This window comes from Pseudomonas sp. W5-36, from assembly GCF_046540455.1.
GTDB lineage: Bacteria > Pseudomonadota > Gammaproteobacteria > Pseudomonadales > Pseudomonadaceae > Aquipseudomonas > Aquipseudomonas graminis_B.
This window is the reverse complement of the sequence record NZ_JAXCIQ010000004.1, coordinates 387,242-406,736: the sequence shown is the minus strand read 5'-3', so window position 1 is coordinate 406,736 and position 19,495 is coordinate 387,242. Positions and strand designations below refer to the sequence as shown.

General features: G+C 62.3%; 12 protein-coding genes. 1 reads left to right on the top strand and 11 read right to left on the bottom strand.

The window, feature by feature from the left end:
* Position 1: 1 nt before the first annotated feature.
* From SLW74_RS10100 to SLW74_RS10060, 9 genes are all read right to left on the bottom strand, one after another.
* A complete protein-coding gene (locus SLW74_RS10100) occupies positions 2-2,926 on the bottom strand; it encodes a glycosyltransferase family 2 protein (RefSeq protein ID WP_410928769.1) in 2,925 nt (974 codons plus the stop codon).
* A gap of 396 nt (positions 2,927-3,322) precedes the next feature.
* Positions 3,323-6,898, bottom strand: coding sequence for a glycosyltransferase (locus tag SLW74_RS10095; protein WP_410928768.1), 3,576 nt, complete (start codon positions 6,896-6,898; stop codon positions 3,323-3,325).
* A 120-nt stretch (positions 6,899-7,018) separates the two neighbouring features.
* Positions 7,019-8,608 carry a flagellar hook-associated protein 3 gene (locus SLW74_RS10090; RefSeq protein ID WP_065987271.1) on the bottom strand — a complete coding sequence of 530 codons (1,590 nt, stop codon included), beginning with the start codon at positions 8,606-8,608 and terminating at the stop codon, positions 7,019-7,021.
* A gap of 13 nt (positions 8,609-8,621) precedes the next feature.
* A complete protein-coding gene (gene flgK / locus SLW74_RS10085; RefSeq protein WP_065987270.1) occupies positions 8,622-10,664 on the bottom strand; it encodes a flagellar hook-associated protein FlgK in 2,043 nt (680 codons plus the stop codon).
* 10 nt (positions 10,665-10,674) lie between these two features.
* On the bottom strand, positions 10,675-11,988 hold the full coding sequence (flgJ, locus tag SLW74_RS10080) for a flagellar assembly peptidoglycan hydrolase FlgJ (RefSeq protein ID WP_410928767.1): 1,314 nt from the start codon (positions 11,986-11,988) through the stop codon (positions 10,675-10,677).
* A 12-nt stretch (positions 11,989-12,000) separates the two neighbouring features.
* Complete coding sequence (locus SLW74_RS10075) at positions 12,001-13,110, bottom strand: flagellar basal body P-ring protein FlgI (RefSeq protein ID WP_065987268.1); 1,110 nt, start codon at positions 13,108-13,110, stop codon at positions 12,001-12,003.
* 13 nt (positions 13,111-13,123) lie between these two features.
* Complete coding sequence (gene flgH / locus SLW74_RS10070; protein WP_410928766.1) at positions 13,124-13,837, bottom strand: flagellar basal body L-ring protein FlgH; 714 nt, start codon at positions 13,835-13,837, stop codon at positions 13,124-13,126.
* Positions 13,838-13,934: 97 nt separating this feature from the next.
* On the bottom strand, positions 13,935-14,723 hold the full coding sequence (gene flgG / locus SLW74_RS10065; RefSeq protein ID WP_065987266.1) for a flagellar basal-body rod protein FlgG: 789 nt from the start codon (positions 14,721-14,723) through the stop codon (positions 13,935-13,937).
* A gap of 47 nt (positions 14,724-14,770) precedes the next feature.
* Positions 14,771-15,511, bottom strand: a complete 741-nt coding sequence (locus SLW74_RS10060) for a flagellar basal body rod protein FlgF (RefSeq protein WP_410928765.1) — start codon at positions 15,509-15,511, stop codon at positions 14,771-14,773.
* Positions 15,512-15,782: 271 nt separating this feature from the next.
* Here SLW74_RS10060 and SLW74_RS10055 point away from each other — a divergent pair, with 271 nt between their 5' ends.
* Positions 15,783-15,962, top strand: a complete 180-nt coding sequence (locus SLW74_RS10055; RefSeq protein WP_065987264.1) for a hypothetical protein — start codon at positions 15,783-15,785, stop codon at positions 15,960-15,962.
* 194 nt (positions 15,963-16,156) lie between these two features.
* Here the strand turns inward: SLW74_RS10055 and SLW74_RS10050 are convergent, their stop codons facing one another.
* Together SLW74_RS10050 and flgE are read right to left on the bottom strand one after the other, a co-directional pair.
* The gene (locus tag SLW74_RS10050) at positions 16,157-17,893 is read right to left on the bottom strand and encodes a flagellar hook protein FlgE (protein WP_410928764.1); all 1,737 of its coding nucleotides are present in this window, start codon (positions 17,891-17,893) and stop codon (positions 16,157-16,159) included.
* A gap of 255 nt (positions 17,894-18,148) precedes the next feature.
* Positions 18,149-19,483, bottom strand: coding sequence for a flagellar hook protein FlgE (gene flgE, locus SLW74_RS10045; RefSeq protein ID WP_065987262.1), 1,335 nt, complete (start codon positions 19,481-19,483; stop codon positions 18,149-18,151).
* Between the last annotated feature and the right edge of the window lie 12 nt (positions 19,484-19,495).

The window sequence follows — 19,495 nt, the reverse complement described above, 5'->3', positions numbered from 1 at the left end:
CTTAAGCGAGCAGCTCGGCCCAACTGGAACCGTCGGCCTGAGCGAGGGTGAAGCCCTTGCCGGTCAGTTGCAGATTTTTGTTGTACGCCAGGTCGTGCGCAAACGCCCCGGACCATTTGTCTTGCAGCGCGGTCAGCGCCTGTGGCGCGTCGGGCAATGCGCCCGAATGCACGAACTGCACGTGAGGCGTCCACACCGTCAGGTACCCGGCCTGGGCCACCTTCAGGCACAGGTCCACATCGGCGAAGGCGTCGGCAAAATGCCCTTGATCCAGGCCGCCGACGTCATCGAACAGCGACGAGCGCACCATCAGGCAGGCGTCGGACACCGCCGAATAATTCTGATCCAGCAACAGTCGGCTCATGTAGCCCGCGGCGTCTTTCGCTTCGCCGATGAAGGCCGAACCCACACCGCCGTCCATGCCGAGGATCAAACCGGCCTGACTGACCGTGCCGTTGCGTTCGATCAACTTGGCGCCAACCACACCGACTTCCGGGCGCATCGCCTGATTGAGCAAGGCGTCGATCCAGTTCGGGCTGATGACTTCACCGTGGGCCGAGAGCAGCGCCAGGTATTCGCCGGTGGCCTGTTCGCGCAGGGCGTTGACCCGCGCTGAATGACTCAACGGTTGATCCATGGCGATGACCCGGACGCGACCTTTGTGCTGGCGACCCAGCCATTCGCTGAGCTCCGCCGAGACACTGTGATCGTCCGCGATCAGCACTTCGTAATTCGCGTAGCGCGTGCGCAACAGGACACTCGCCAGGCAACGCTGCAGCACGGGCAGGTCGTCAACGCCATGGACGAGGATCGACACCAGCGGGCGCTGGATGTGGCGGTAGTCGATGCGCCAGGTACCCGGTGCTGCCGGACTGATCTGGGCCTTGAAGCCGCGATTGTTCAAGTGCCGGGTCAGGGCCAGGCGCTGCTGGGCGTTTTCTTCCAGCGGTTGCGCGTCGGTGACCAGCAGCGGCTCGTCCAGATGCGCCAGCCAGCCCATGCCGCCCTGCTCGATGATGCGCAGCAGGAGTTCGAATTCGGCGGCCTGGGCGAAGTCGGCGGAGTAACCGCCGGCCTCGACCAGCACGTCGCGGCGGACCAGCCAGTGGCGGGACATCAGCGTCGGGTTGCTCAGCAACAGGTCGAGGTTGAAGCCCGGGCGCATGACGTGGGTCAGCGCACCGCTGGCCTCACGTTGAACTTCATCGGCGAACACCGCGCGGCAGTCAGGCGCGGCCTGCAGTTCCAGCGAGGCGCGCAGCAGGCCGCCGGCGGTGAACGCATCACCGACTTCGGCCAGCATCAGCCAGTTGCAGGTGGATTGGCGGGCGATCTGATTGACCTTGTCGACCCAGTTGCTCTTGCTGACCTTGACGAAATGCAGGGTGTTTTGCGCGCTGGTCGCCGCCGGTGGCTCGCCGCTGGTGAACACCACGACCTTGAAGGTCTTGCAGTGGCCTTCGACCAGGCTGTCCAGGGTGACCTGAAGTTTGTTCATGTCATCGTCGAGGTCCAGCAACAGAATGCCGAACTGCGGTCCGCCGCCGAGGCTGTCGATGCGGCTGAGGATGGCTTGTGCGTCGCTCGGGCTCGGCTGGCGTGCGTCGAGCCACTGCAACAGCTGACCCGATGGCATGTTGGCGAGGGTCACACGATGGTCCTGGCGCTGGACCGAATTGAGGCGCTGCAACCAGCGCGACATTTCCAGCGCTTCTTCGGGGTCACCCTGGCGCGCCATGAGACCGGCGAGGGGCTCGACGATGTACGGGTTGAAGATGTTCAGGGCCATCGCTTCCCACATCCGGTTGGCGATGGTTTCGGGGTTGTCGTTACCGTGGCTGCGCAGCAGCACTTCGTGCTGAACCCAGGTCCCTTCGAGCTGTTCCATCTGCAGCTTGCCGGCCGGCAGCGCGTGGATCAGAAACTCGATCTCGGTCAGCACGTCGAAGAAGGCCTGGTTGTAAAACGGCATTTCGACGAACTGACGGGGACCGAACTGGCGGTCTGCGGGTTTGAACACATCGTTCCAGCGCGACACCACGATGCTGGTCAGGCCCAGGGAACGCTGGTCTTCGAGACAGGCCTGCAGGGCGGCGTAGGCCTTTTTGACCTGCTCGATGCCGTCGACTGCATTCAGCTCACCGTGGGTGGTGATCAGGGCTGCCAGAAAACTGGCGAATTCGTGGCGCTCGAGGACAGCTGACGGATCGCTGTCACTGAGCTTTTTCAGCATGTGAGTCGGGCGGTCGGAGAGCCGGTGGTTGAGCTCGCGGACCACGTAGGGGATCGGCAGGGTCCGCGCCTTGGCGGCCGAGAGCAGGAAGTAGGCGTGACCGAACTCTTGCAGCTCGCCACTGACGCCTTGGGGCAGCGCGGCGAACCATTGTTGTAGCAGCGCCGTGCGAGTGACGGCGTAGAACGGCGGAATGTAGTGGTCCATGAAGCTCAGGACGCGCTCGCCGCTGTTGTCGGCGGCGAAGTCTTCCTGGCCCTTTTTGTCGCGGCGGAAGTATTCGACCTTGTCGCCGTGGGCCTGGTACATCAGGCAATAGCCGTGGCAGAGGCCGTAGTCCGGGTGGGTAGCCAGAAATTCCACCGACTGGGCCAGCGCGTCATGCATCAGAAAATCTTCGTCGCCCACGAACGCCATGAACGGCGTGGTCACTTGGGTCACGCCATGGGCGATCCTGCTCAGGACCCCGGTTTCGGCGAACTGCGGCACGTGGCGGTAATCCACCTGCGGGAACAGCGCGGCGATGTCGGCGGCTGACTGCTGCGAAGCATCCAGCACCAGCACGTGGGCCGACGAGGAACTGTAGTACTGCAATGTCCGGCGCAGGAGTGCGGGCCGGTCATGGGTGAGGACCACAAGCGTCAGTTGGGCATCGAGCGGCATGGTGTTTCCCGGAGATGAATGAGGGTGCATTACGTTTTCCCTGTGATGCGGCCAAGCGTCAAAAAGATGATCAATGGCGATATCGGGGAGACGAAGCAGGAAGCACGCCAACTCTGGATGGCGGGGCTGCGCGCAATGGGCAGGATGGGCTTTAGCCGGGAAGGAGGCTGGCGATGATGCGGCGGACACCGGTCATGTGGGAGTGAGCTTGCTCACGAAGGAGACATCTCTACCGATGGATATTCGGCGGATGTGCCGGCTTATTCGCGAGCAAGATCGCTCCCACAAGTTCTTGACCTGCCGAAAGATCGGCGACGTCTGGATGTTCGACAAGCGCTGGTGGCCGTCCAGGCGTCACGCCGCGCAATTGAGGGTGCACATGCCGGCCCCTACCCTGCTGAAGCCGGTCCCACTAAAACAGCGCAGTTAATCCGCCAGCCAGCCGTTGACCCAGTGCTGAAGGTTGTCGCCGCGCAGGACGTAGTCGCGCATGACCACTTCTTTCAGCTCATCGCCCATGCGGTAGCTGGCGTCGGGGTCGGCCAGGTGCATGCGGATCGCTTCGAGCCATTCGGCGGTGCTGTTGGTCATAACACGAGTACATGGCAGGTAGCCGTCGTAGGCCCGGGTGTCGGTGCAGATCACCGGGTAGCCGCAGGCGCCGTATTCCAGCAGGCGCAGGTTGCTCTTGCAGTCGTTGAAAATGTGGTGCTCCAGCGGCGCCAGCGCGAGGTCGAGGTTCAACGCCGCCAGTTTCGCCGGATAGGCCAGCAAGCCCACGGACGGATGGAACTCGTGCACGTACGGGCGCAACGACTCGGGGCACATGCCGAAGAACACCCACTCGACCTGATCGGCGAGCTCGCGCACGACCTCGGCGATGATCTCCAGATCCCCGGCGTGGCTGGTCCCGCCACCCCAACCGACCCGAGGCTTTTTCGAAGTGCGGCGCTGGCTGCGCAGGCCGGTCCAGAGTTGCGACGCCAGCATGTTCGGCACCACGCGGATGTCGTGGTGCATCCCCGACAGTGCATCGGCCAGCGTCACCGTCGAGACCACCACCCGATCACAGAGGCTGATCCCCAGACGCACCATCGCTTCCATGTTCGATGGCATGCTGCGCAGATGGCCGTTCTTTTTCGGCACGCTGATCACGTAGTCGTCCAGCTCGTAGATGCGCCGGGCGTTGGAGTACGCCTTGAGGCTGGCGACCTGATCGATGGAATTCTGGCTGTAGCGGCACTGCACAATGATCACGTCGGGCGACTGACGCTCCAGCTCGATGATCGACGGCAGGTCGTAGCTCATCCGCCCGCCGATTCGGCCGTCGGCCTCCAGTTCCAGAAACGGCTGGGACACGCGGTAGTGACCCACCGCCGTGCTGTTGACCGGGATCGCCAGCACATTGGGCAAACGTCGCGATGAATAAGGGTTCCAGCCTTTCTTCAGGCCGGGTTCCAGGCTGTAAAACGAACCGGTCAGGCGCAGGTTGGGGTTGTAGGCCGGGTCACGGGCGAGGATCGGCAGCCAGCGTTTGTAGAAGGCATGCTGATCGTCGACCTGGGATTGTTTATCGCGCAGCTGTTCCGCCGGCGTAGAGGCGCCGATCGCCAACACCGCACGCGGTGCCCAGACCACCAGATGACCGGACTCCCGCACGCGCAGGCAGAAATCCACTTCGCTCAGGCTGCCGCTGAATTCGGTGCTGTTCAGGCCGCCGAGTTGCTCGAACAAGGCGCGGCGCACCAGTAGGCAGTGGCCGCCCACCGCGCTCAGGTCCTGGGCCGCTTGCAACCGCAGCAGATGACCGGGCGCGTGCAGCGGCTCGCCAAAAAACGCAGGGCCGGCAGGGCCGTGGTAACCCAGAATCAGCCCGGCCTGGAGAATGTAGCCTTCGGGGGTGAACAGCTTGGCGCCGACCACGCCCACTTCTTCGCGCCGCCCGTGATTGACCAGTTCGCCCAGCCACGCGGAGTCGGCGACCACCGCATACACACTGAGCATCAGCAAGTGCTCGCCCCGGGCATGGCCAGCGGCGAAGTTGCGCACGTCGGCGCCATTGCCCTGCCCTTCGTAATGCAGGACGCGCAGGGTGTCGCCACCGATCTGCTGCATGTCCGCCAGCCAGGACCGAGCCTCCGGCTGTTGACTGGCGCAGTCGACGATCAGCACTTCGAAATGATCGTAAGGGGTCTTCGACAGCAGCGACTCGACGCAGCGCTGCAACGCCGCCAACTGGTCCTGATGGACGATGATGATCGAGACGAGCGGACGCGCGTCACTCAGGTATTCCACGTGATTGAGCCACTGCCCTTCCACCTCGTGCAGCTGATGAGCAATGCCCATGCGCTGCAGATGTGCGCGGAGCACCGGGGCGTTTTGCGCCATGACCTCATCCAGCGCCAGCCACGCCTGAAACGGGAACTGCGACTCGACGAGGATTTCCGAAACGTGCTGAACCACCACGCCGTGGGCTTCAGTCAGGCGCCAAATGGCGTCATGGGCCGCGAGTTCGCCGTAGGCCGAATCGAAACCGCCGAGCCTGACCAGCGCATCGATCTGAAACGCCAGAACGCGACCGACGTAGGGATAACTGCGCAGCAGGTCGAGGTTGAAGTCAGGCCGGAACACCGGCTCGGCCGATTCGCCTTCGTGCAACGCGCCTTCGTCGCCGTACAGGCACAGCACGTCAGGCGAGTGGGCCGCGCGTTCGGCAAGGATCAGCAACGCACAGTCGGTCAGCCGATCCCCCGCCCGCAGCAGGTAACACCAGTCGCCGCGCTCAAGCTGGGGCAACAGGTCATTGAGTTGCGCCAGCCAGTCGGGCTGCAGCGGCAAAGTGAACACGCGGCCGTCGAGCACGGGCGTCTCGCAGGCGCTGGACAGCACCAGGGTCAGTTCGGCGGCATACAACTGTGCGTCGAGACTGCCAAGGGTCATGGCGACTCCGGCGGCGCTGGCATGCTCGTCGAGCACCACCGCCACCATCTTCGGCTGCGACGGCCAGGTGGCGACGTTATCCGCCACGCGCAGCCGATCGGCGCCAAACAGGGTGCGGAAGCTCAACCACTGCTGGTACAGCTCGGCAAAACTTTCGCTGTCGGTGCCGACTCGCCACGGCAAGGAGGCCTGTCGGTCACCGAGCATGCGGCTGAGGGGCAGCTCTTGCCAGACGCGAGGCTGCACCAGCGCCTCAGTCAGCGGCACAAAGCGCACCCAGCCATATTCGGGGGCGTCTTCGCCGGTCCGCGCCTTGAGCATCTTGCCCAGCCATTGCCGCTCGTCGCTGATCAGGTCCCTGACCCACTGCTGGCGGCTCAAACGGTCCGGGTGCAAACGTTCGGCGCTGAGGACATCGTTGAGCATGACCATGTTGCCGCGCTTGAGCAGGCACACGTAGAGCACGAAATCCACCAGCGCGGTGAAGCCATCGCCGACTTCCCTGAGCGCCGGCAGAATCACCTGCACGTCGCTGCGGCGCATCAGTGAGCTGCTGAACCCGCCGAGAAAGTTGGTGGGCGAGATATCGAACACCGAGAGCAGGTCGGCGCCGTAGAACACCGAACTGGACTCGGCGAGCGGCGCGTTCTCGATGCGCACCGGCAACTGAACGTCCTGGGGGTCGCAGAAATAACGCTGGGCCAGCACCAGGCTGACGTCGTCATGCTCCACCAGAATGCTCGCCTGACGCGCGACGGCCGCCGGAAACAGCCGATCGTCGTCGCAGAAAAATTTGATGAACTCACCCTGCGCTTCCTGCAGGCACATCAGCAAATTGCCGACGAAGCCCTGACGCTTGGGGTTGCGCACATAACGCAGCGTGACCGCGCTTGAGTCGAGGTATTTTTCGACCGTGCGCTGGATCTCGTCGGTCGCGCTGTCGTCGCAGACCACCACTTCAAGGGGCCGATAGGTCTGGGCCAGGGCGTCCAGCAGGGCTCGCTGGAAAAAGCTCGGGTTGTAGGCGGGAATGACGAGGCTGACGAGGGGAGCTGAATTCACGGGCGGGACTCACGAGCGGCGCCGCACCCCGGGGAGAGGATCGGCATAACCGCTGACAATACGGTTGACGCTCAACGGTGGCGACACCTGTTGGTCAGGTGTCGCGCGCCGCTGGGCCGATTACAGCTTGCTGAACAGGTTCAGCGCGGACAGTTGGGTGAACACCAGCTGCGAGGCTTGCAGCATGGTTTTCTGCAGGGTCAGACGGGCGATGGCATCGACCGGGTCGGACGCGGTGATCGTGCCCGATTCGGTGGTGCCGTTGTCGATCATGGTCTGGTTGGTCACGCTCTGATCGGTCGCGGTCTTGGCCCGGGCACCGCCTTCGCTGGTGGCATTGATGATCTGCTCGGCCGCACTTTTCAGGTTGCCGATGGTGGAGGTCATCGTCGCCTGCAGTTTCTGCTGGGCAATCGGGTCGCCATCGACCTTGCCGTTGAGCGCCGTGATGACCTTGGACAAGGTGTTCAGCACGTTCTGGCTTTGCTGGGTCGAAGACTGCGCGGTGAACTGGTCACCTGCCGCCATCGCCGGCGGCGTGCCGCTGAAGGTGAAGGTCACGCCGGAGGCCGTCGCCGTGTTACCGCTCAGCGTGCCGGTGGACACCGCTTTGCTGGTCGCCGGGTCATAGGGCGCTGCGTACAGATTGAAGTTGGTGGCATCCGTGAAGCGCACGACAGCGCCGCCCGACGGGAAGGTTTTGTCGAACGCGGCCTGATCGGTCACCACCGAGCTGGTGATCACATCGGTCGAGGTGTTGGCCGGCAGACGCGAAGTGCTCACGGTGCTGGGGGAAACACCCAGCTGGAAGGTGTGGTCCTTGACGGCCGCGTCGGCGGCGCTGGTGCTTGCGTACTGATCTTTGGTCAGGTTGATGTTCAGGTTCAGTTCCAGGCCCCGGAAGGTGATGGCCTGGTTCGCCGAATTGGTGGACGCAAACTTGCCCGCAGCCGACGCCTCACCTGTCACATCCTGGTTGTTCTTGTCCAGGATGGTATAGGCCGTGCTGCTGGTGAAGGAGATCTTGTAAGGCTGACCGGCGGTGAAACTGGTGTCGTAGGTGGCGGCATTGCTGACGCTGCCGCCGGACAACGAGATCACGCCGTCATCCGCGCCAGCGACCAGGGTCGTTGAGGTGCGCGTGGTGTTGGTCGCTTGTTCGAATGCATCCCAGCCGGTGGTGTTGCTGGCCATGGAGATGCCGGTGCCAACGGCCAGCAGGTTGCGCGTCTGGTCGCCCTGATAGCTGTAGGTGCCGTCGGAGCTGACGGCGTATGGCGCGGTGGTGCCCTTGGACCCGGAGAACAGGTAGGTGCCGTCGGCGTCCTGGCTGTTCATCAGGCCAAGAATCTGCCCCTGCAACTCCTTGAGCTCGGAGGCGTTGGCCTGGCGGTCCTTGTCGGTGAACGAGGTGTTCGCAGCGCCCAGTACCAGCTCTTGCGCGCGCTGAATCGCCGAGGTGATCGACGTCAAGGCCGTCTCGGTCTGCACGACGGTGGTATTGATCGTGTCGATGTTGGATTTGTACTGATTGAGCATCGTGCCCTGCTGCTGCAACTGCAGCACACGGCCCGCGCCGACCGGATCATCGCCGGCGGTGTTGAGCTTGACCTGGCTGGCCACTTCGTCACCGGTTTTGGTGACGTTGGCGTAACTGCGCGAGTAGTTCGTGGCGCTGGTTTCGTAAAACTGGGTCGTTGAGATACGCATGGATTACGATTCCTTAAAGACTGTTGATCAGCGTGCTGAAAATGGCTTGAGCGGCTTTGATGATCTGCGACGAAGCGGTGTAGTACTGCTGATACTTGACCAGGTTGGCGGCTTCTTCATCCAGCGAAACACCGGAAACGCTGTCGCGCGCACTCTTGGCCTGGGTAAGGACGGCGGTGGTGGCCGTCGAATCATTCTTGCCCTGCGCCGCCTTGCTGCCGACGGTGGTAATCATGTTGGCGTTGGCGCCGCTCAGGCTCATACCCGTGCCATTGCCGGCTGCGCTGTCGAGGGTCTGTTTGGTCTGCAGGGTACCGACCGAGGTCGCGTTGCGGTTGTCCAGAGACCCGGCGCCAGTCATGGCGATGCTGTAGGTGTCGCCACTGTTGGCCGAGCCGGCGAGGGTCATGCCGAACTTGAACGACTGCGCGGTGCCCGACGAGTCGGTGTAACCCACTTCCAGACTGATGTCGTTGGACTGGCCTGGAACAATTGAACCCTTGATCGCATTACCAGATTTGTCTTTGACCTCCGCGCCCTGTGCATCGACCAGCGAATAGCTCTGAGCACCATTGGTGACATCGCCCATGAGCAAACGCATCGGCGTCGAGGCCGTCAGCGCGTTTCGCAGATCGGCCGTCGCGGTCGGGTTGTAGATGTCGGCCTGGGTCGACAAGACAGGCTGGGTGAACGTGCCCGAGCCTTTGCTCACGATGGAGCTGCCGGTCAGCGGACTGGCCGAGGCGATGGCTTTCGGGTCGGTCATCACCACCTTGATACCGTCGGCACCGGTCTTGGTCGGGCTGATCTTGAAGCTGTCACCCTCGGTGGAGGTGCCATTGAATTTCAGCGAGAAGCCGTCGATGACCGGCGCAGTGGTGGCGCTGGTGTTGTACGAACCCATGTCCCTGCCGTCCGGCAGCCGCTTGACGCTGTACTGGCCGCTGGCATCGGTGAAGGTCACCTGATAATCGTTGGTCTGCAGCGCGCCGCTGTTGGCAATGGACACCGCGAAGTTGCCCGAAGACTGATCGTTGGTGGTGTTGGCAAGGCTGCGCTGGCTGGTCAGGCTCGGGTCATTGACGCTGATAAACAGGTTGCTGCCGAAGTTGCCGTTGGCGTCCACACCCTGGTTGAGCTGGCTGTTGATCTGGTCGGAAGCGACCACCGCCAGACGGCCCAGCTCGCTGGCGGCCGGCTGCAGCACGTCGCTGCGATAACGCAGCAACCCGCCAAGCGAGCCACCGGTTACCACACTGGAGACATCAACTTCGTTGTTCTGATATTTCAGTTTCAGCGCATACACGCTGGGGTCGCTGTCACTGGGCACGGCGCTCAGGGTATTGGCGGTGGTGCCGGTGACCAGCGGCTGGCCGGTGCCGATGTAAACGTCATAGCTGCCGTTGTTTTCAACGACCTTGGCGCCGACCAGTTCATTGAGCTGACGTACCGCTTCGGTGCGCGAATCGAGCAGCGTGTTGGGCTGACCGCCGGAAGCCTGGGTCTCGGTGATCTGCTTGTTGAGGACGGCAATGGACGACGCCAGTGCATTCACCTGCCCTGTTGCCGTGGTCAGCTGGGTATTGATGCTGGCGTTCTGGTCCTTCATCTGCGCCGAGATGGTGTTGAACTGACCGGCCAACGCCGATGCACTGGTCAGAAATGTCGTGCGCGCAGCCGTGTCAGTCGGCCCGGACGCCAGAGCGCTCAGGTCAGTGAAGAACTTCGCCAGCACCGTGCTCACGCCGGTCGAGCTGTCGGACAGCATCGAGTCGAGCTTGCTGGCCTGGCTCAGGTACGCGGTGGCGTCGGCGTTGAGCGATGTGCTGGTCTGCAATTGGTTATCGAGGTAGCCGTTGTAGATGCGGCGCACGTCGGACAACGTCGTACCGGTGCCGATGAAACCGACGCCGATGTTCTGCTGAGCCCCGGCGGCGGTCATCACTTGCTGACGCGAGTAGCCCTGCGTGTCGACGTTGGCAGTGTTGTTGCCGATCGTCGTCAATGCTGCGCTGCTGGCGGTGAGTCCCGAAAGCCCGATTGAGATCAGTGACATGGTTCAAACCTTATAAAGTCGTGGAAGAGCCCGAGGCGGATGCGTAGGTCTGGTAACTCTTCATCTGTTTCGCTATCTGAGAAATCTTGCTGGCATAAGACGGGTCGGTTGCGTAGCCGGCCTTCTGCAGCTCTTTCACAAACTGTTCCGGGTTATCGGCGGATTTCAGGGTTTCTTGATAGCGATTGTTGTTCTGCAGGAAGCTCACCAGGTCGTGGAAGCTGCTGGCGTACGAGTCGTAGGCGCGGAAGTCCGCGGTCTCCTTGACCATCTGGCCGTCGCGGAACTCGCTGGTGATCGCGCGGGCTTCCGGCCCTTTCCAGCCGCCCAGGGCCTTGATGCCGAACAAGTTGTGGCTGCTGCCGCCATCGGACTGACGCATGATCGATTTGCCCCAGCCGGTTTCCAGCGCCGCCTGGGCCACCAGCACGCTCGGATCGACACCGATGCGCGCAGCGGCGTCCTTGGCCAGCGGCATCATCGTGGCGACGAAGTCATCACGGTTGGCGAATGCACTCTTGCCCGGCGCGAGCGGCGTCTGCACGCGGCTGCGCACATAAGCGTCGGCGTCGGCGGCGTACTGCGGCCCGACCGTCCAGTCGCCATTTTCCTTGGAACCTGCGCTTTTCGCGGCGGCCACGGCATTGGAGACGGCAATGCGGTTCTTCAGTGTGGTAGCGCTGGTGCTCGCGTCCTGGCCGGCGGCGGTGGCGGTGGCGGTGTTCGGGACGATGCCGGCCATGATGCGGTCGCTGAGTTTGCTCGGCAGCGACAGGCGACGGGAATTGAGCGCCGCCACGTCGCTATGCACGGTACCGTCGCCGGCTTCCGGCGCGGTCACCGAACGGGTGGCCCACAGCGGACGCTGGGCAATGCGCGTGGCCAGGCCGGCCTGTGCAGGCGCGTCGGCTTTGCCGTCGGCCTTCGCCTCCGTTTTGCCGCCGGCGACAAGCCCGGTGCTGGCTGGGGCGATTTCGGCGCCTTTGTTTTTCGACAGCTGACGCATGAGCACGTCCTGCAGACCAATACCGCCACCCTCGCGTGACATGCTCACCGACAGTTGCTGGTCGTACATGTCCTGATACTGCCGCGTCGCCGCGGTGTTCATCGGGTTGTCCTTGGCCAGCACTTCGTTGGCCGAACGCATGGCCTTGAGCATCTGGCTGACGAACAGCGACTCGAATTCCTGCGCGACTTTCTTGAGGTTGCCCTCGCTGTCGCGATCACCGGTTTTCATGGCAGTCAGACGGTTGAGGTCGGTATACGCCCCTGAATCACCTGAACCTGCCTTTGAGACAGTCGTGCCGCCGCTTGGAATGCTCATTCAGTCTGCCTCTTAAATCACGATCAGGTCGGCTTGCAACGCGCCAGCCTGTTTCAGTGCTTCGAGAATCGCCATCAAGTCGCCTGGCGCTGCGCCCACCTGGTTAACCGCTCGGACAATTTCATCCAGCGTGGTGCCCGGACCGAACTTGAACATCGGGTGCATTTCCTGCTGGGCGTTGATCTTCGAACGCGGGACCACAGCGGTCTGGCCGTTGGAAAACGCGCCCGGCTGGCTGACCACCGGATCTTCAGTGATGGTCACGGTCAGGCTGCCGTGGGTGACGGCTGCCGGCGAGACCTTGACGTTCTGGCCGATAACGATGGTGCCGGTCCGCGAGTTGATGATGACTTTGGCCGAGGTCTGGCCCGGATCGATTTCCAGGTTCTCCAGCACCGACAGGTAATCAACACGCTGGTTGGGGTCCAGCGGGGCGGTCACCCGCACAGAGCCGCCGTCCAGCGCTTGAGCAACGCCAGGGCCGAGCATGTCGTTGATCTTGTCGACGATGCGCTTGGCGGTGGTGAAGTCGTTGCGATTGAGGTTCAGGGTCAGCGAGTTGCCCTGGTTGAAGCCACTCGGCACGGCACGTTCAACCGATGCGCCGCCCGGGATACGCCCGGAAGACGGAACGTTGACGGTGATCTTCGAACCGTCGCGGCCTTCGGCATCAAAGCCGCCGACCACCAGGTTGCCCTGGGCCACGGCATAAACGTTGCCGTCGATACCCTTCATCGGGGTCATCAACAGGGCACCGCCGCGCAGGCTTTTCGAGTTACCAATGGACGACACGGTGATGTCGATCTGCTGGCCCGGTTTGGCGAACGGCGGCAGGTCGGCGTACACGGCCACGGCCGCGACGTTTTTCAGCTGCACGGTGCCAGAACCTGACGGCACCTTGATGCCGAACTGCGAGAGCATGTTGTTGAAGGTCTGCAGGGTGAACGGCGTCTGGGTGGTCTGGTCACCCGTGCCGTTGAGCCCCACCACCAGACCGTAACCGATCAACTGGTTGGTCCGTACGCCGGAAATGCTGGCGATGTCCTTCAGGCGCTCGGCGTGGGCGCCCAGTGCGGTGGTGAACAGCAGCGCTGCCGCTATCAGTTGCTTGAACGTGATCATGGCTATCCCGCTATCAGAAAGGGAACAACGGGCTGAGGAAGAATCGGTCGAACCAGCCTGGCTGACTGGAATCGGCAAACGCGCCTGTACCGGAATAAGTGATGCGTGCATCGGCGATACGGGTCGACGACACGGTGTTGTCGGTGGCGATGTCGTCGGCGCGAATCAGGCCGGCGATGCGCACCAGTTCGTCACCGGTGTTCAGGGTCATCCACTTCTCGCCGCGCACCAGCAAAATGCCGTTGGGCATGACGTCAGCGACGGTCACGGTGATCGAGCCGGTCAGGCTGTTGCTCTGCGCGGCCTTGCCGTCGCCCTTGGTGGCGCGGTCGCCGGTGTAGCCGGCGTCCAGGCTGAGATTGCCGCCACCGACCGGGTTGTTGGTGCTGACGCCAGCGCCAAACAGCGAGGTCAGGCCAAGGCTGGTTTTACTGGACTTGCTGATCCCGGAGCTGGCGGCTTTGCTGGCGGCCATCTTCTCGGAGAGCGTGATGGTGATGATGTCGCCGACCCGATAAGCCTTGCGATCGCCATACAGGTTTTGCTCGAAACCGGCCTGATAAATCGATCCGTTGCTGGCCGCTGAAGGCAGCGGCGTGCGCGGCAACACCGGCGCGTAATAAGGGTCATTGGGTTTGGCCGCAGGCGCAACGCAGCCGGTCAGCAGCGCGATACCGCACACAGGAGCTGCCAACAGGGAAAGCCGCAATACAGAGAGCCGTTTCATGACACTTAAAACCTCGCGGTGTAGCAGGCGTTTTTCAGGCGCCCCTCGTAATTGATCAGGTGTTTCACAGCAGGACATCAGGCGTTTCAAGAGCGGCTTACAGGTTCTGGGTCACGTACTGGAGCATCGAGTCAGCGGTCGAGATCACTTTGGAGTTCATCTCGTAGGCACGCTGGGTGGTGATCATGTTCACCAGCTCTTCAACGGTGCTGACGTTGGAGTTTTCCAGGGTGTTCTGCTTGACCACGCCCAGACCGTTGAGGCCCGGAGTACCGACCTGCGGAGCGCCGCTGGAAGCGGTTTCCAGGTACAGGTTGCCGCCCTGGGATTGCAGGCCGGCCGGGTTGATGAAGTCGGCGGTCTGCACGTTGCCGATGATCTGTGGGGTCGCGGTGTTGGCCGAGGTGGTGATCGACACGGTGCCGTCTTCGCCAACGGTGAAGGTCTGCGAGTCTTGCGGCACGACGATCGCCGGCTCCAGCGCGTAGCCGTTGGCGGTCACGATCTGGCCGTTGCTGTCCAGGTGAAACGTACCGTCGCGGGTGTACGCCAAGGTGCCGTCAGGCTGACGGATCTGGAAGAAACCGCGGCCGTTGACCGCCATGTCCAGCGGCTGGTTGGTGGTCTGCAGGCTGCCGGCGGTGAAGTTTTTCTGGGTGCCGACGATGCGCACACCGGTACCCAGTTGCAGGCCCGATGGCAGCTCGCTGTCCTGAGTGGACTGGGCGCCTGGCTGACGCTTGATCTGGTAGAGCAAGTCCTGGAATTCCGCGCGGTCGCTTTTGAAACCGGTGGTCGAAACGTTGGCCAGGTTGTTGGAAATGGTCGTCAGGTTGGTGTCCTGGGCGGCCAGACCGGTTTTAGCAACATAGAGTGCCGGAAGCATGTTTGAATCTCCTCGAGCGCCTGTTTATCGGCGCAAGCTGTCAGTCATTAGCCCATTTGCAAGACGCGAGCCATCGACTCGTCATCCTGCTCGGCGGTCTTCATCATCTTGATGTGCAGTTCGAATTGGCGGGACAGCGCCAGCACCGAGGTCATCTCGTCAACGGCGTTTACGTTGCTGGCCTGCAGAAACCCGGACTCGACCTGCACGTCGGCATCGGCCTGGGCCGGCCTGCCGCTCTTGGTGTGCATGAGACCGTCAGGGCCTTTTTCCATGGTGGTCTGGTCGCCCTTGACCAGCTTGATGCGGTCAATCTGGGCCATGACCTGCGGGCTCTCGCCCAGCGAGCGAACGCTGATGATGCCGTCGGCGCCGATCTCGATCTGCTGCTGCGGAGGCACGGCAATCGGCCCGCTGTTGCCCATGACCGGCAAACCATTGCCATCACGCAACACGCCGAGGGCGTCGATGTTCATGCTGGAGGTGCGGGTGTAGGCTTCACCGCCGTCGGCTGTCTGCACCGCCATCCAGCCATTGCCTTTGACGGCGACGTCCAGATCACGACCGGTGTCGACCATCGCGCCCTGGCTGAAGTCGGTCCCGGGACGTTCGCTCATGGCGTACGCCCGGGACGGGTTGACCTCGCCGAACACGGGCATTGAGCGCGCCTGCTCGAGGTCGCGCTGAAACCCGTTGGTCGAAACGTTCGCCAGGTTGTTGGCATGGGCCTTTTGGGCGATGGCGTTTTCCGACGCTCCGCTCATGGCCACGTATAGCAACTTGTCCACAGTCTTCCTCCTCCGACAGACGCTTGCCGCCTGTAGCTGTACTGAACAGGTCATAGCAATAATCGAACCAGTTTTTCAGCAGTGATACAAAGCGTTGATTCTTCAATGATTCCGGCCGGATTTGGCGGACTGGGATCCGGTTTGAGCCGCTGCGCGACAGCGGACCGCCGGTTTCCTGCAAATCGACGGCAGCGAGCGCCAGAAAACTCTCCATGGGGTGCGAAACTTGCAGCGTTTTGTGAATTCGCTTCAGTCGCTACGGAAAACCGTCATGGGTCTGCGCACCGCCCTGCTCCTTACATTGATTGCCTGCTCGTTTGCCGCCTGGGCGGCGCCGGCACCTTATTTCCTCTGGCAAGGCGCCCACCGCACGGTCTGCGCCCAGACCAGTCCCGGCGAAGGCTGGACCCGGATCAGCGCCGCATATGTGAAGTCGGATTGCTCGATTTGAGTTGTTTCGTTTGGACCGTGACGGACTGATCGTCTGACACGCCGCCTTCCCGGCTAAAGCCGGTCGTACATTCGCGTTCACACCCAATCCCACTGACTGCGCGCATCGCTCTTGTAGGACCGGCTTCAGCCGGGAAGAGGCCGGTGAGGCTGCCGAGGTTCATTCCAACATCGTGATTTTCGGCGGGCGCGCAATCAAGTTGCGCGTATCAACGTCTGCATCAGTTCCGCCTCCGTCGACAGGGTTTTCGAGTTCGCCTGATACGCCGTCTGCGCCTGGATCAGCTCGACCAGCTCATTGGTCAACGTGACATTGGAGCCCTCCAGCGAGTGCCCGATGACACTGCCCAAGGTGCCGACACCCGGCATGTCGTAATTGGCCACGCCAGAGGCCAGGGTTTCGACCCAGCGCGTGTCGCTCACCGGCTGCAGCCCCTGGTTGTTGGCGAAGCTGGCGAGCATGACCTGACCGACGTTGCGGTGCAGGCCATTGCTGAAGCCGATCATCAGCATGCCGCTCTTGTCGATTGTCAGCTGGTTCGCCTGCCCTGCCGTGTGGCCATCGATCACGATGTTGCTGCTGCCGGTGGCGGCGTTGTGCTGACTGATCTTGTTGAAGTCCATGACAATGCCGTCGGCATTTCCCACCGCGCCATTCGCGCCCCAACGCCCGCCCGGTTTGTTGCCGTCCAGCGGTTTGGCCGGCACCCAGCCTTCGAGGGTCAGGGTGTTGTTGGCGGCGGTCAGCCATTGACTGCCGATCAGCGATTGCAGCGAGCCGCCGGAGTCGAACAGCATGCTCGCCGTCGAGGGCGCCGTGCTGGTCGGGTCCTGCGGGTTGCGCCCGTCAATCAGCGTATGCATCTTCCAGCTGTTGCTGCCATCTTTGACAAAATACTGGGTCATTTCGTGGCGCATGCCGAGGCTGTCGAACACGCCATAGGTGGACGCCTTGGTGTAGGTGGTGATGTCCGCAGGATTGAAGGTCGGCACGGGCCGCGGCATGAGCGGATCGGCCGGGTCGAGCACCGGCAGGCCGCCGTCCAGCAACGGCAGTGAGATCGGTCCTGGAGACGGCGCGGGGCTGGCAGTCCAACTGCCGTTGACGTTCACCGCCGGGCGCCATGTCTGCAGGGACAACTCGGTGTCGGAAATCATCTTCACCGCCGCCGTCGGGCCGGTGAGCGAAAGCCTCCCCGCCGCAGACACCTGCAAACCGATCTCCAGCGGCGCGGTGCTGGTCGGGTCCAGCGGATTGACGCCGTCGACGAGAATGTACGACGTCCAGTTGTCGTCTTCAGTCTTGACGAAGTACTGCTTGAGCTCGTGATCCGTTGGCGGAACGCCGGCATCCTGAATCAGCCGTCCCGTTACCCGCGTGTAGGTAGTCGGGTCGCCAGGGTCGAAGCGCGGAATGGCGCCAAGTGACGCCGACGCCGCGTTCAGGTTGAGGGTCTGCTCCATCTTGCCCGTGGCCTTGGGCGACATGTCGGCCGCGTCGATCTTCAGATCCGTACGAACGCCGCTGATCACCTCCCCGGCGTCTGTCACCCCGTAGCCTTGCAAGCGGCTGCCGTGGGCGTCGACGACAAAATTCTGCGCATCCTTGATGAACGCCCCGGACCGGCCGTAACTGATGGAACCGGCGTCACTCATGACAAAAAAACCGCTGCCCTGAATGCGCATGTCGAGCGCCCTGCCCTCGCTGGTGATGACCCCGCCGGGGGCAAAATTCTGCGAAACGTTGGCCACTTGCACCCCGTCGCCTGAGGCCGTGCGGCTGCCACCGAGCATAGAGGAGGAATAGACCGCCGAGAACTCGGCGCGAGAGGATTTGAAACCGGAGGTGTGGACGTTGGCGATGTTGTTGCCGGCCACTTCCATGCGCTTGTGCGCCGCGTGCAAACCTGAAACCGCTGTGTTGAATGACATGAACACTCCCTGAGTCGTTGTTCAACGACACGCTCGTCGATGCATCGAGATCGCGGGCAAATGAATGCAATCGAACGGGCCGCGTAAACGGCGCCGCTCAATGGCATTTATTTGTCAGCGAACTTGATTCTCGCAAAGACGAAAGTAGGAAGTTTCCAGTTGTAGAGTGGGATGGCTCTCGATATTTCCGTCAAAAAAAAACCATAAAAAAGCCCCTCAGAGAGGGGCTTCGTTGACCGTGTCCAGCGACCGTTATCAGGTCATCTGAATGATGGTCTGCATGATGGTGCTCTGGGTCGAAATGGTCTTGGCGTTTGCCTGGTAGTTGCTTTGCGCCTTGATCAGGTTGACCAGCTCACCGGTCAGGTCGACGTTGGATTCTTCCAGCGCCTGCCCGGTCAAGTAACCCAGCGTACCCGACTGTGGAGCGCCCGTGACCGGGATGCCCGACGAAGCCGATTCGCGCCAGTTGGTGCCGCCCGCCGGGGACAGGCCCTGAACGTTGGCGAAGTTGGTCAGCGACACCTGACCGATCACCTTGGACTGACCGTTGGTGTAGGTCGCGAACATGTTGCCGGTGGCGTCGATGTTCATGGCCGTGATCTGGCCGGTGGCGTAACCGTCCTGGGTCTTGCTGATCGCACCCGACACGGCGTTGGTCTGGGTGGTCGCCAGCATGTTGAGCTTGATCCCGCCCGCGTTCGCGGCCGCACCATTGCTCGCCCAGGTGGTGGTGCTGCCAACAGTTGTCTTGGCGGCCGGCACCCAGTTGTTGATGGAGAAAACACCGTCCGTACCAATGCTCACGTTGGGCGAGTTGGTGGTGTCCGGACTGCCGGTACCGCTGGTGATCAAGCCACCCGACGAATCGAAGGTCACTGCGGTCGCGTCAGCGGTAGTGGACGTTGGATCGTTGATGCTGCGGCCATCGACCAGGCTGTACATGGTCCAGGTATTGGTGCCCGTCTTCGCGAAATACTGGTCGAGGGTGTGCTGGTTACCCTGACTGTCGTACATCGGCGTGCTGTAGGTCGTGGTGTAGCTGCTGGTGTCCGACGGCGAAAATGTCGACACCGTCGGCACGGTCGACGAGGAGTTCAGGTTGGAGGCGACGGTGATCAAACTGGTGCTTTTCGGCGCAAGGTTCGACGAATCGACGCGCAGGTTGCTCAGCACGCCCGTGGCGACATTGCCCTGACCGTCAACGCTGTAGCCCTGCAGATTGTTGCCCGATTCGTTGACGATGTAGCCATCGGAATCGGTGTGAAATGCACCGGCGCGGGTGTAGAGCTTCTCGCCGTTGTTGCTCATCATGAAGAAGCCGTTGCCGTTGATCGCCAGGTCCAGGCTGCGACCGGTCCCGGTGTTCAGCGTGCCCTGGGTGAACTGCTGAGAAACGGCGGCGGTGGTGACGCCACTGCCGGTGTTGGTGCTACCGGAGGTGCCGCGAATCGATTGGGCGTACTGGTCAGCAAACTCCGCACGGGAAGATTTGAAACCGGTGGTCGCGACGTTGGCAATGTTGTTGCCGGTGACGTCCAGACTTTTGTTTGCGGCGTAGAGCCCACTAAGACCAACATTGAAAGACATGATTAACTCCTG

Bases quoted from the DNA above. Each gene is read 5' to 3' on its own strand.
- flgJ (WP_410928767.1), bottom strand. From the start codon at position 11,988: ATGAGCATTCCAAGCGGCGGCACGACTGTCTCAAAGGCAGGTTCAGGT.
- flgE (WP_065987262.1), bottom strand. From the start codon at position 19,483: ATGTCTTTCAATGTTGGTCTTAGTGGGCTCTACGCCGCAAACAAAAGT.
- SLW74_RS10100 (WP_410928769.1), bottom strand. From the start codon at position 2,926: ATGCACCCTCATTCATCTCCGGGAAACACCATGCCGCTCGATGCCCAA.
- flgH (WP_410928766.1), bottom strand. From the start codon at position 13,837: ATGAAACGGCTCTCTGTATTGCGGCTTTCCCTGTTGGCAGCTCCTGTG.
- SLW74_RS10050 (WP_410928764.1), bottom strand. From the start codon at position 17,893: ATGTCATTCAACACAGCGGTTTCAGGTTTGCACGCGGCGCACAAGCGC.
- SLW74_RS10075 (WP_065987268.1), bottom strand. From the start codon at position 13,110: ATGATCACGTTCAAGCAACTGATAGCGGCAGCGCTGCTGTTCACCACC.
- SLW74_RS10090 (WP_065987271.1), bottom strand. From the start codon at position 8,608: ATGCGTATCTCAACGACCCAGTTTTACGAAACCAGCGCCACGAACTAC.
- flgK (WP_065987270.1), bottom strand. From the start codon at position 10,664: ATGTCACTGATCTCAATCGGGCTTTCGGGACTCACCGCCAGCAGCGCA.
- SLW74_RS10055 (WP_065987264.1), top strand. From the start codon at position 15,783: ATGGGTCTGCGCACCGCCCTGCTCCTTACATTGATTGCCTGCTCGTTT.
- flgG (WP_065987266.1), bottom strand. From the start codon at position 14,723: ATGCTTCCGGCACTCTATGTTGCTAAAACCGGTCTGGCCGCCCAGGAC.